At 72.8% G+C, this 11,203-nt stretch carries 11 protein-coding genes; 7 read left to right on the forward strand and 4 right to left on the reverse strand.

All coding sequences use genetic code 11. From position 1 onward, the window contains the following. Positions 1–61: 61 nt before the first annotated feature. On the reverse strand, positions 62–1,114 hold the full coding sequence (locus D6689_12555; protein RMH40882.1) for a hypothetical protein: 1,053 nt from the start codon (positions 1,112–1,114) through the stop codon (positions 62–64). Between D6689_12555 and polX the strand changes: the two genes are divergently transcribed. The 7 genes from polX (at position 1,113) to D6689_12590 (ending at position 8,349) form a co-directional block, all read left to right on the forward strand. After that, positions 1,113–2,957 carry a DNA polymerase/3'-5' exonuclease PolX gene (polX, locus tag D6689_12560; GenBank protein ID RMH40883.1) on the forward strand — a complete coding sequence of 615 codons (1,845 nt, stop codon included), beginning with the start codon at positions 1,113–1,115 and terminating at the stop codon, positions 2,955–2,957. The two genes, D6689_12555 and polX, sit on opposite strands and share 2 nt — an antisense overlap. Positions 2,958–3,100: 143 nt before the next feature. Next, complete coding sequence (locus D6689_12565) at positions 3,101–3,586, forward strand: hypothetical protein (GenBank protein RMH40884.1); 486 nt, start codon at positions 3,101–3,103, stop codon at positions 3,584–3,586. A 133-nt stretch (positions 3,587–3,719) separates the two neighbouring features. After that, on the forward strand, positions 3,720–5,093 hold the full coding sequence (locus D6689_12570; GenBank protein ID RMH40885.1) for an MFS transporter: 1,374 nt from the start codon (positions 3,720–3,722) through the stop codon (positions 5,091–5,093). After that, positions 5,090–6,202, forward strand: a complete 1,113-nt coding sequence (locus tag D6689_12575) for an alanine--glyoxylate aminotransferase family protein (GenBank protein ID RMH40886.1) — start codon at positions 5,090–5,092, stop codon at positions 6,200–6,202. The genes D6689_12570 and D6689_12575 overlap by 4 nt, the downstream gene beginning before the upstream one ends. A 169-nt stretch (positions 6,203–6,371) precedes the next feature. Then, entirely contained in the window at positions 6,372–7,355 is a 984-nt protein-coding gene (locus tag D6689_12580; GenBank protein RMH40887.1) for a hypothetical protein, read from the forward strand. A 257-nt stretch (positions 7,356–7,612) separates the two neighbouring features. Beyond that, on the forward strand, positions 7,613–8,020 hold the full coding sequence (locus D6689_12585; GenBank protein ID RMH40888.1) for a hypothetical protein: 408 nt from the start codon (positions 7,613–7,615) through the stop codon (positions 8,018–8,020). A gap of 35 nt (positions 8,021–8,055) precedes the next feature. After that, the gene (locus D6689_12590; GenBank protein RMH40889.1) at positions 8,056–8,349 is read left to right on the forward strand and encodes a 4a-hydroxytetrahydrobiopterin dehydratase; all 294 of its coding nucleotides are present in this window, start codon (positions 8,056–8,058) and stop codon (positions 8,347–8,349) included. Positions 8,350–8,519: 170 nt separating this feature from the next. Here D6689_12590 and D6689_12595 read toward each other — a convergent pair whose 3' ends face one another. From D6689_12595 to D6689_12605, 3 genes are all read right to left on the reverse strand, one after another. Beyond that, positions 8,520–9,635, reverse strand: coding sequence for a toxin-antitoxin system YwqK family antitoxin (locus D6689_12595; GenBank protein ID RMH40890.1), 1,116 nt, complete (start codon positions 9,633–9,635; stop codon positions 8,520–8,522). After that, positions 9,316–10,350, reverse strand: coding sequence for a hypothetical protein (locus D6689_12600; GenBank protein ID RMH40891.1), 1,035 nt, complete (start codon positions 10,348–10,350; stop codon positions 9,316–9,318). Before D6689_12600 ends, D6689_12595 begins: the two co-directional genes overlap by 320 nt. Before the next feature lie 124 nt (positions 10,351–10,474). Continuing rightward, positions 10,475–11,140 carry a DNA-binding response regulator gene (locus tag D6689_12605; GenBank protein RMH40895.1) on the reverse strand — a complete coding sequence of 222 codons (666 nt, stop codon included), beginning with the start codon at positions 11,138–11,140 and terminating at the stop codon, positions 10,475–10,477. Positions 11,141–11,203 lie beyond the last annotated feature (63 nt).

Raw genomic sequence — 11,203 nt, forward strand, 5'->3', positions numbered from 1 at the left:
GGAATCGCATACCCGTCCCCGACCCGTAGCCCGCGACCTGGCGGGTCGCTCGCACGCCGCGCTAGTCGGCGCGACAGCGCCCGATCGACGCGGCCACCGCCGCGTCGATCGGCTCGTGCTGCGGCGCGGGAAAGTCCCGCGGCGTCACCGCGCGCAGGGCCTCGAGCACCCGCGGCCACGCGCCGCACGCGCGGCGCAACCGCGCGAGCGCGGCGAAGCCGGCGTGGTAGGTGCGAAACTGCATCAGGTAGGCGTTGTTGGGCGGCTCGCCCCACCCGAGGTCGGCTGCGAGCGCGCGCAGCAGCCGCCGCTTCCGCCGCCGCTTGACCGCTTCGGGCGCGTCGGACCGATACACCGCGTCGAGGTCGGCGACCGCGCGCCGCAGGCGCTCGCCGGCGCGCCGCTCGTCGGCCAGCTCGCGGCGGTACTGCGCCAGCTCGTCGGACGCGGCGCCGAAGCGCTGCGCGAGATAGTCGGCGGTCATCGCGTCGGCGACGAAGGTCGCGACGCTCTCGTTGAACACTGACTGGTCCGGCACCAACACGTTGGCGTGCACCAGCTCGTGCAACAGCGTGTTGGCGAGCCCGCGCACGCCGCGTCCGGGGTCCAACATGGTCGACAGCACGGGATCGCGCAGCCATCCGCCGGTCGAATACGCCGCCACCGGCCGCACGTACACCTCCCAGCCCGCGCGTTCGAGCCGGCGCGCGAACGCGATCGCGTCGCGCTGATCGAACCAGCCGAGGTACGGAAAGCTGCCGACGAGCGGGAACCGCCACAGCTTCGGCTCGAACGCCAGCGGCCGGCACGCGGTCACGAACCACACCACGCCCTCGCCGGCGATCGGCACGTAGCGATCGTAGTTGCCGCGGGTGGCCAGACCGCTCGCGCGCGCGAACGCGAGCACGCGGTCGACCTCGATCAGCAGGGCCCGGGTCGCGGGATCGGTATCGGGATCCGCGATGACTTCAGCGCGTGGACGCGCTCGCTGCCACAGGTCGAGCTGGCCGAAGCCGGCCTGTACCGCGTAACGCGCGCGCACACAGCCGGACGCGGCCGTTGCGACCGCGAAGGCGACCGCCGAAGCGACCAACAGCGAACGCACGCGCGACATCCTGGCAGCCGACCGGGGGCACCGCCAGGATAGCAGACGGCCGGTCGAGGTCCGCTACACTGCGGCCGTGCCCACCCGAGACGACGAGCTGATCGCGCTGTTTCGCGAACTCGTGGAGCTGGCCACCCTCGATGAGGGCAGCGCACAGTCGTTTCGCGTGCGCGCCTACGAAAACGCGCTGCACGCGATCAAGGCGCACCGCGGCCAGCTCGAGTCGCTGTCGCTCGCCGAACTCATGGCGATCGACGGCATCGGCAAGAGCACGGCGCAGAAGATCCGCGAGTTCTACGAAACGGGCACGATCGCCAAGCTCGAACAGCTCCGGCGCAAATACCCGCCCGAGCTGGTTCAGCTCAGCCACATTCCGGGCCTCGGCCCGAAGATGCTCGCGCGACTGCGCGACGAACTCGGCGTGCGCAACGTCGACGATCTGCGCGCGGCGATCGCGCAACACCGCCTGCGGGAACTCAAAGGGTTCGGCGCCAAGACCGAGGAGAAGCTCCTTCGCGCGATCGAGCGGCTCGGCATGTCCGGCAAGGACCGGCGCACGCCGATCGCCGACGCGCTGCCGGTCGCCGAACAACTCGTCGCCGCGCTGGCCGAGCTTCCCGAGGTGCAGCGCGCGGTCTACTGCGGCAGCCTCCGCCGCCTGCGCGAAACAGTCGCCGACGTCGACGTGGTGGTCGCATCGGAGCGCCCCGCGCCGGTCATGGACCGCGTCGTCGGGCTGCCGTCGGTGCGCGAGGTCCTCGGCCGCGGCGATACCAAGACCAGCGTGGTCACGCAGTCTGGCCTCCAGATCGACGTTCGCGTGGTGGCACCCGCGCACCTGGGCGCCGCCATGCAGTACTTCACCGGGTCGAAGGCGCACAACATCAAGCTGCGCCAGCGCGCGCTCGCGCGCGGTTGGACGCTCAACGAATATGGACTCGCCGACGCCGCGACCGGCCGCGTGATCGCGTCCGCGACCGAGGACGACATCTACGCCGCGCTCGGCCTGCAGGTCGTTCCGCCGCCGATGCGCGAAGACCTCGGCGAGATCGAACTGGCCGAGGCCGGCGCCCTGCCCGCGCCGATCGCGCCGGCCGACCTGCGCGGCGACTTGCACGTCCACACCGACTACTCCGGCGACGGCCGCAGCTCGCTGGACGACGTGGTCGCGGCGGCGGTCGCCCGGGGCTACGCGTATGTCGCCATCACCGACCACGGCGAACAGCTCGCCATAAACGGGGTGAGCCGCGACCGCATCGCCGAACAGCGCGACCACATCGCACGACTGCGCGCGCGGTTCCCGCAAATCGCCATCCTGCACGGCGCCGAACTCAACATCGGCCCGGACGGCGAACTCGACTACGACGCAGAGCTTCGCCAATCGCTGGATTGGTGCATCGCCGCGGTGCACTCGCACTTCGACCTCGACGCGGCCGCACAGACGCGCCGGCTGCTGGCCGCGATGGACGACCCGGCGGTCGACGCGCTCGGCCACCTCACCGGGCGACTGGTCGGCCGGCGCCCCGGGATCGAGTTCGACGTCGACGCCGTGTTCGCCAAGGCCGCGCGCACCGGTGTCGCGATCGAGCTGAACGCCGCCCTGTCGCGGCTCGACGCACCGGCCGAGCTGCTGTGGCGCGCGCGCGGTGAGCCGGGCGGGCCGCGCGCGTACGACCTGGTCTTCACGGTCGACTCGGATGCGCACCACGTCACCGACCTCGACCGCGTGGCCTGGGGGGTGCAGCACGCCATGCGCGGCTGGGTCCCGCGCGACGCCATCCTCAACACGTGGCCGGCCGAGCGCCTGCGGGCGTGGATCGCAAAGCGGCGCGCGCGGGCCGCCGCGCGCTGACCTGTCGCGCGCGCGCCACACGGTGTGGCCCGGCGTCGACACGCCCGCGGCCCCGTCGCGGGCCACCGCGGCGCGCGTCCCGGCGCCCGGCCGGCCCTCCGCTTGCATTCGCCGCGGCCATGCACCGTCGCCTGCCTGGATCGATGCTCCTGTCCGCCGCCGCGCTCGCCGGCGCCTTCACCGCCGCGTGCGGTGCCCTGCCCCGGCCCGCGGAGTCTCCCCAGGTCGACGTCCGCGCCGTCGGCATCACGTCGGTGACGGCCGCGGACGCGACCGGCTACGTCGACTTGTCGATCGCCAACCCGAACGGCTTCGGCGTGCCGCTGCGACACGGCACGTGGACCCTGTCGTTGGGCGGCGCGCGCGCGGTCGCCGGCACCTTCGACCTCGACGCCACCATCCCTCCGCGGGGAACCGCGGCGGTGCGCGCGGCGCTCCACGTCGACCTGGCCGGCGCGGCGACCGTCGCCCGGCAGCTCGCCGGGGGCAACCGCCTGTACGCGCTGCGCGGCACCCTCACGTTTGCGACGCCGGTCGGCCCGATCGACGTGGCGTTCGACCACCGCGGCGAGCTCGCCGACGCGCCCCGGCCGGGCCTGCCGCTGCAGCTCGGCGCGGCGCCGCGGTGACGGCGCCGGCCCCGGCGAACCCATACGGTTGACGGCCATCGCCCCGCTGCGGTAGGCACGCCCCGACGTGTCCGGCGCAGCCCCGAACCACAGCGCGCGCTATCGTGCGCGCCGCCTCGCCAACTGGCTGCCGATGGGCCTCGCGTACGCGTTCCTGTACATGGGGCGCTACAACCTGACGGTCGCCAAGAACGCGCTCGGCGACCAGCTGTCCAAGGAAGCCTTCGGGACGATCTTCGGCGTCGGCTCGCTCGTCTACGGCTTCGCGTTCCTGATCAACGGGCCGCTCATCGATCGCGTGGGCGGCCGGCGCGGCATGTTGATCGGCACCGCCGGAGCGCTCGCGGCCAACGTGTGCATGGGAGTCGCGCTGTACGCGGCGGCGAACTGGGATTGGGCGGTCCCGCTCACGGGCGTGTTCGTCGTGCTGTACGCCGCAAACATGTACTTCCAGTCGTTCGGTGCGGTGTCGATCGTCACCGTCAAGGCGCCGTGGTTTCACGTCCGCGAGCGAGGCACGTTCTCGACGATCTTCGGCGTCCTGATCGCCGCGGGCATCTACTTCGCGTTCGATTGGGGCTCCGCGATCGTCGCCGCGACGCGCGCCGAACCCGGGCACCTCGGGACCACGGCGCGAGCCTTCGCGGCGGTGTTCGGCCTCGGCGGCTCGGGCGTCGACGAAAACTGGATGCTGTTTTTCGTCCCGGCGACCCTGCTCGCGGTGATGTGGGTGATCATGTTCGCCTGGCTGCGCAACACTCCGGGCGAGGCCGGCTTCGACGACTTCGACACGGGGGACGAGTCGCTCAGCGACGACGGCCAGCAGCTGCCCGTGGTCGCCGCCGTGCGGAAGATCCTCACCCATCCGGTGCTGCTGTGGGTCTGCCTGATCGAGTTCTGCAGCGGCGTGCTGCGCAACGGCGTCATGCAGTGGTACCCGATCTACGCGAAGGAGGCGGGGTTCAAACACGACATGTGGATCTCCGCCAACTGGGGCCTCGCGCTGTTGATCGCGGGCGTCGTCGGCGCGAACGCGACCGGCTGGGTGTCCGACAAGCTGTTTCAGTCGCGCCGCGCGCCGATGTGCGGCATCTCCTACGGGATCCTGATCGCGAGCTACGCCGCGCTGGCCGCCACGCTCGGGGCAAACCCGCTTTTCGGCGGCATCGCCGCGGTCTCCGCACAGGCCGCGGTGATCGCGGTGCACGGCATCCTGTCGGGGACGGCGACGGCCGACTTCGGCGGGCGCAAGAACACCGGCATCGTCGTCGGCATCGTCGACGGCTTCGTCTATCTCGGCACCGGATTGCAGGCGTTCCTCGTCGGGGCCCTGGCACCGACCGGCGCCGCGCAGCGCGATCCGAGCAACTGGCTGATCTGGCCGCTGGCGCTGCTGCCGTTCGCGGCGGCGGGGTTGGCGATGGCGCTGCGCATCTGGCATGCGCTGCCGCGGGGAACGCGCGTGGCGCGCGCCGCGGAAGCGGCCGACACGGTGGTGGACGCATGACTCATCCTCCCGAACGCATCTTGCTGGGCCCCGGCCCGAGCGACGTGCCGGCCCGCGTGCTCGCCGCGCTCGCGCGGCCGACCGTCGGCCACCTCGACCCGGCGTTCTTGGCGCTGATGGACGAGTTGCGCGCGCGCTTGCGCGCGCTGTTCCGCACGACCAACGACCTGACCCTCGCGGTGAGCGGCACCGGATCGGCCGGCATGGAGGCGGCGATCGCCAACGTGGTCGAACCGGGCGATCGCGTGCTCGTCGCCGTCCAGGGCGCCTTCGGCGGCCGCCTCGCCGAGGTGGCGCGCCGCTGCGGCGCAAAGGTCGAGACGATCGACGTCGAGTGGGGGCGCGCGTTCGATCCGGCGGACCTGGTGCGCGCGATCCGCGACCGGCGTCCCGCCGTGTTCGCCGTCGTCCACGCCGAGACGTCCACCGGCGTGCGCCAGCCGCTCGACGGCATCGCCGACGCGGTCCACGACGCCGGCGGCCTGCTCGTGGTCGACTGCGTCACGAGTCTCGGCGGCATGCCGGTCGAGGTCGACGCGTGGGGCATCGACGTGGCCTACTCCGGGTCGCAAAAGTGCCTGTCGTGTCCGCCCGGTCTGGCGCCGATCACCCTGTCGCCGCGCGCGGTGGCCAAGCTCGACGCGCGGCGCGCGCCGGTCCAGAGCTGGTACCTCGACCTGTCTTTGGTCCGCAACTACTGGGGCGGCGACCGCGCGTACCACCACACCGCGCCGGTCAACATGCTGTACGCGCTGCACGAGGCCGTCGGCATGGCGCTCGAGGAGGGCCTCGACGAGAGGTTCACGCGCCACGCGCGGATGCACGCGCGGCTCGTGGCCGGCCTCGACGCGCTCGGCCTGTCGCTGCTGCCGCCCGCCGACGTGCGCCTGCCGATGCTCAACGCGGTCTGCGTGCCCGGCAGGCCGGATGCGTTCGACGAGCGTGCCGTCCGCGCCCGGCTGCTCGCCGACTACGGCATCGAAATCGGCGGCGGGCTCGGCGCGCTCGCCGGGCGCGTGTGGCGCGTCGGACTGATGGGACACGCCGCCACCGCGCGAAACGTGGACCTGTTGCTGGCCGCACTCGACCGAACGCTCGCCGCCGCGTAAGCCGTACACTGCGTCGACCGCGCCACACTCTGACAACGCCGTTTCACGCCGGGGCGCGTAACGTCCTGCCCTCCCGTCGCGCGCACCTGGCCCGGAGGTTGCTCCGCCCCGCCGCATGCCCCACCGCCACGCCCTGCGTCGCCGGCGTTTCCCGGCTATCCTCCCCGCCATGCTTCGCCACCTGTCGATTGCGCTCGCGGCGGCCGTCGGCCTCAGCGGCTGCCTGAGCACCACCCACCGCATCCCGCACCAGGAGCTGCAGCGGCTCGCGCAGACGCCGCCGGAACAGCGCGGCCAGCGCGTGCGCGTGATCCAGGGGTTCGTGACGGACGACCAGCCCCCGGCCGCTCCGCGCGTGCAGGGAGGTGCGACCGTCGTCGTCGTCGGCGACGTGCACGTCGGCGGCGGCCACCACCACGTGCACCGCCACCGCCCCAACCCGAAAAAGCTCGCGAAGGCGAAGGCCGACAAGGCGGAGTACTACGTCATCCTCGCCGCGCTCGCGGCCGTCGGGCTCGCCATCACCGAAGGCGCCCGCTACGACGGCTGGGTGCAGGTACACCCAATGCACCCGGTTCACCTGTACGGCCCCAACGGCGAGTATGGCTGGGTGCCGCTGGCCCAGCTCACGCCCGAAACCGCGGCGTGGGCGCGCAAGGCATACATTCGCCCGGAAGAAGGCCCGTGGCGGCCGCTCGGCCGCGCCCCGCTCAACCGGCGCGGATGGACCTACTCGGTGTTGCTCGGCGCCGGGCAAATTCCATCCAGCGGCGACACCAACGACGCGGGCTTCTTGTCCCACATTCAGTTCGGCTACTTCCCGACCGGTCAGCTCGGCCTGCAGGCCGACATCGCCTTCGGCTGGCGCGAAGACGAATTGGCCAACACCGTGCTCGACGCGCGCTACGCGCTCGAGCTGGACGCCATGCTGCTGCGCGCCGGCAAGTTCCACGCGGGCGGCTACGGCCAGATCGGCAGCGCGGCGCTGTTCGACGACGGCCCCGGTCGGGACACCCGCGGCGTGCTGCTGGGCGCGGGCGTGCTGCTGCAGCTCGAACTCACCACGCGGCTGGCGCTCACCGGCCGCGCCGGCATCGCCCAGGCCCACGGCGAGCGCGTCCAGGAGTTCACGGCCGGGCTTTCGATCTACTGATCGCGGATCGCGAGTGACCCCAAGCGACTGCGGTCGCGGTCGCTCCGACCGGACCCGTCGCGCGCCGGCCGGCGACGCGGCGGCGGACGGCCCCGCGCGGTCGCGCCGGGGCCGCGCCGATCTGGCCCTGTGGGCCACTGCCCCCTGCCGGTGAGCCCAGTCCCCAGCCCGTGCCCGGCTATCGTGCGGAAACGACAGGAACCCGGAATGGTCCCGGCGTTGCAATGGGCGGACGTGCCATGCGCAGGCTAGCCACAGTGCTCGTCGCGGCTGGCGCCGTCGGGATGGTGGCGTGCGTCGGCGAACTCACGCCCGTCGATCCGGCCACCGGCGGGCCGGGCGGCGGGCCGGACGCGGGTCGCGGCGGAGGCGCCACGGAAGCGCGCGACTACTTCGACACCGAAGTCCAGCCGCTGCTCGCGCTGCCGCGCCCCAAGGGGGCGTGCACCGTGTGCCACCAGGGGGTCGATCCGGGCAACGGTCCAGACTTCCTCGGCGCCGACGCCGCGGCGAACTACGACGCGCTCACCGCCAACCCGAGGCTCGTGAGCGGCGATCCGGCGACCAGCTTGCTCGTCACCAAGGGCGAGCACGCCGGCGACGCGTTCGCCCCCGCGGAGATCAGCATCATCAACGAGTGGATCCTCATGGAGGCGGGCCGGTAAACTGGCGGTCGGGCGCACAGCCCGCACCTCCCGCCATGACCGCACGTCCGCTTACGCCCGAACAGATCGCGGATCGCATGGCGTCGCTCGACGGCTGGTCGATCGTCGACGGCAAGCTCCACCGCGATTTCGTGTTCGACGACTTCGTCACCGCGTTCGGGTTCATGGCCCGCTGCGCACTCGTCGCCGAGGCGCTCGGCCACCACCCGGAGTGGTGCAACGTCTACGGCCGCGTCACCGTTCGCCTCACGACGCACGACGCAGGCGGCATCACCGACGCCGATTTCGCCCTCGCCGCGCGCATGAACGACCTCGCCGCGCGCCGGTAGCCCTCTTCCCGTGGTTGCCCCGCCTGCTGGCGGGCGGCGAGCCGCCGAGCCACCGCCCCGCGCTCGGCGCCCGCCGCGGCGCGACGAGCCGCCGGCGCCGACCGCCGCGGGCCGCGCGCGCAGTGCCGCAGCGTGCCGACCTCCGGTCCGCGCCCGGCGCCCGCCCGCCGTCAGTACGCCGTGACTCGGCGCCCGTCCTCGAAGTCGATCCAGTCGACCAGCTTGTCGTGGTCGTACACCTCGATCTTCGTCACGTAGCCGCGCTCCGAGCACCGCACCCATCGCCCATCCGGCTTCCCCCGCACGAACGCCCCTTGCCCCGCCAGGTTCCCCGACGGATACCACCACACCCACGGCCCGTCCTCCACGCCATCGCGAAAGTGCAGGTCGGTGGACACCTCGCCGTTTTCGTACCACATGACCCAGCGCCCATCCTTGTTGCCGTGCACGTAGCGCCCCTGCATCTTGCGCTTTCCGTTGCGGTGCCATGCAACCCACAGCCCGTGTGCACGGCCGTCGGCGTCGTACGCGCCATCGCTCACGCGACGCCCCTGCTCGTACCACCACGTCCACCGGCCGTAGCGCGTGCCGTCCGGCTTCTCGCACCACACCTCGTCGCCGAACGGCGGCGGCTGGCCGCGCAGCGTCGTTCCGTCGGGGCACGCTCGCGCGCGATCCGTCCACCAGGCGACGGGAGCCGGTTCCGGAGGCGGCGGTTGCCACGCGCCGACCGGGCACACCTCACGCGCTTCGTCGTCATCGGGCGCCGTCGCCGCCGCCCCGCCGCATGCCGCGGCCACGGCCGCGGCGACCGCCGCTGCTCGCGCGCCGCACACTCCGCTCGCTCTCGTGCCGCTCATCGCGATCAGCGTAGATCGCCGCGCGCGCGGGAGCCACCGCGCGCCGCGCGCGGGGCGCCCCGCCGCCCGTCGCAGCCGACGCCCGCGCGCCGCGTCCATCTCGGCGCTACCCATCGATCGACCTGCCGCGAACCAGGCGCGCGAGGACCTCTCGGCGCGTCCGGCGGCGCACGTCGCGCAACCCGCGCAACAACCGGATCGCCTCGCCACTCGACGGGTTGACGCGGATCGCCTCCTCGAGGTGGATCGCCGCGGCCGCCACATCCCCGCCCGCGAGCGCCGCGCGCGCCAGCGCAATCGCGCGCCACTCGCGGGCCGCTGCGTCCGCCGGGTCGTCTCGGAGCGCAGCCGACAGGTGCCGCGCGGCCTCGTCCCACCGCCCGGCCGCCAACAGCCGCCGCGCCTCCGCATGCGGCACCGCCGCATCGGCCGCAGCGGACGCGAACGCCCGCTCGGCCTGCCGCTTGCGATCGCGCTCCGCGTTGCGGCGCCGCAGCTCGGCGCGCGCCGTCTCGCGCGCGAGCGTATCGCGCGCGCGCTGAATGCGGATGAAAATCTCGGCGACCAACTCGCGCACGGCTTGTGGCTCGTCTCGATACTGTTTCGGATGCCACCGCTTGACTTGCATCAGGTACGCGCGCTCGACGTCGCGCGAGGTCGCGTCGTGCGGCAGTCCGAGCACCTCGAAATCGTCCTTTTCTTTCAGCTCGCCGAGTTCCTCGCGCAGTGCCGCGATGACGTCGACCGGTTCGGCCGCGATCGCCGCCGCCCGATTCGAGCCCTCGGCCGCGACGGCGCGCGCGCGGTCCAGCAGCGCGTCGACCGCCGCCCGCTCGCTATCGCCCAGGTCGAGGAACCGCACGCCGACCCCCGGCGTCGCGCCCGTGGCGGCGGCCCGCTCCGGGCTCACGACGTGGGCCACCTCGGCCGGCAGCGACACCTCGCGCCCGTCGGGCGCGCGGATGACCAGGTCGAGCCGCGTGCCGGGCGCCGGCGGTGCGGTGAGCCGCAAGAACGCGCCGCCGCGGCTGATGTCGCGCGTGTGCAGTTCCTCGAACTGCGCCCAGTTTTCGAGACGAACGCGGACGCGGAGCGCGGCCGGCACTCTCGCCTGTTGCCGTACGACGGTTGTCAAGCACACCGATCGTACGCGTGCGTCGCCGCGTTTTCTGTAGCGGTGCCGACGCGGCGCGCAGTTCGGTGCGCGCGGGCCTCACATCGCAGCGCGGCACCCACATGTCGCCGACCCCGCGCGCCCGCCGTGGCTATGCGTCTTTGGTCGGATCTCGGTCGGGCGACATGATGCCGTGCTCGAGCGCGTAGCGGACGACGTCCGCGCGCGTGCGCAGACCGAGCTTGTCGGCGACGCGCGCGCGGTACGTCTCGATGCTCTTGACGCTCACCGACAGGCGCTCCGCGATCTCGCGGTGAGTATGGCCGTAGGCGACCATCTCCAACACTTGCCGCTCGCGCCCGCTGAGCGCCGCGACCGCCTGGATCTTCGGCTGCGACCCGGCGGCGCACTGCGCGTCGATCGCCACATCGATGTAGGTACGACCACCGTGGACGGTCCGGATCGCGCCGACCAGCTCGGACTCGCCGCTCGTCTTGACCATGTAGCCGGCGGCCCCGCTGGCGAGCGCGGCGCGCAAATAGGACGGATCGTCGTGCATCGTGACCACCAGCACCCGCGTGTGCGGCGACGACGCGCGGATCGCCGGCAGCGCCGACAGCCCGCTGCCACCCGGCATGCTCACGTCGAGCAGCATCACGTCCGGTCGCCACTTCGCGGCCACCTCGATGGCGGCCGCCGCGTCGCCCGCCTCCGCGACGACCTCCATGTCGGGCGCCGCCGCCACCAGGCGGCGAAAGCCAGCGCGCACGAGCGCATGATCGTCGACGATCGCGATGCGAATCGGAGCTCCCGGCATGGCCACCCCCTATTTGTTCAGTGTACCCCCAGGGGTGATGCTTGCGCAAAGGAATCGTATCGG

The organism is Deltaproteobacteria bacterium (assembly GCA_003696105.1).
Classification (GTDB): domain Bacteria; phylum Myxococcota_A; class Polyangia; order Haliangiales; family J016; genus J016.

Bases quoted from the DNA above. Each gene is read 5' to 3' on its own strand.
- D6689_12555 (RMH40882.1), bottom strand. From the start codon at position 1,114: ATGTCGCGCGTGCGTTCGCTGTTGGTCGCTTCGGCGGTCGCCTTCGCG.
- D6689_12565 (RMH40884.1), top strand. From the start codon at position 3,101: ATGCTCCTGTCCGCCGCCGCGCTCGCCGGCGCCTTCACCGCCGCGTGC.
- D6689_12570 (RMH40885.1), top strand. From the start codon at position 3,720: ATGGGCCTCGCGTACGCGTTCCTGTACATGGGGCGCTACAACCTGACG.
- D6689_12575 (RMH40886.1), top strand. From the start codon at position 5,090: ATGACTCATCCTCCCGAACGCATCTTGCTGGGCCCCGGCCCGAGCGAC.
- D6689_12580 (RMH40887.1), top strand. From the start codon at position 6,372: ATGCTTCGCCACCTGTCGATTGCGCTCGCGGCGGCCGTCGGCCTCAGC.
- D6689_12590 (RMH40889.1), top strand. From the start codon at position 8,056: ATGACCGCACGTCCGCTTACGCCCGAACAGATCGCGGATCGCATGGCG.
- D6689_12595 (RMH40890.1), bottom strand. From the start codon at position 9,635: ATGCGGCGGTGCCGCATGCGGAGGCGCGGCGGCTGTTGGCGGCCGGGC.
- D6689_12605 (RMH40895.1), bottom strand. From the start codon at position 11,140: ATGCCGGGAGCTCCGATTCGCATCGCGATCGTCGACGATCATGCGCTC.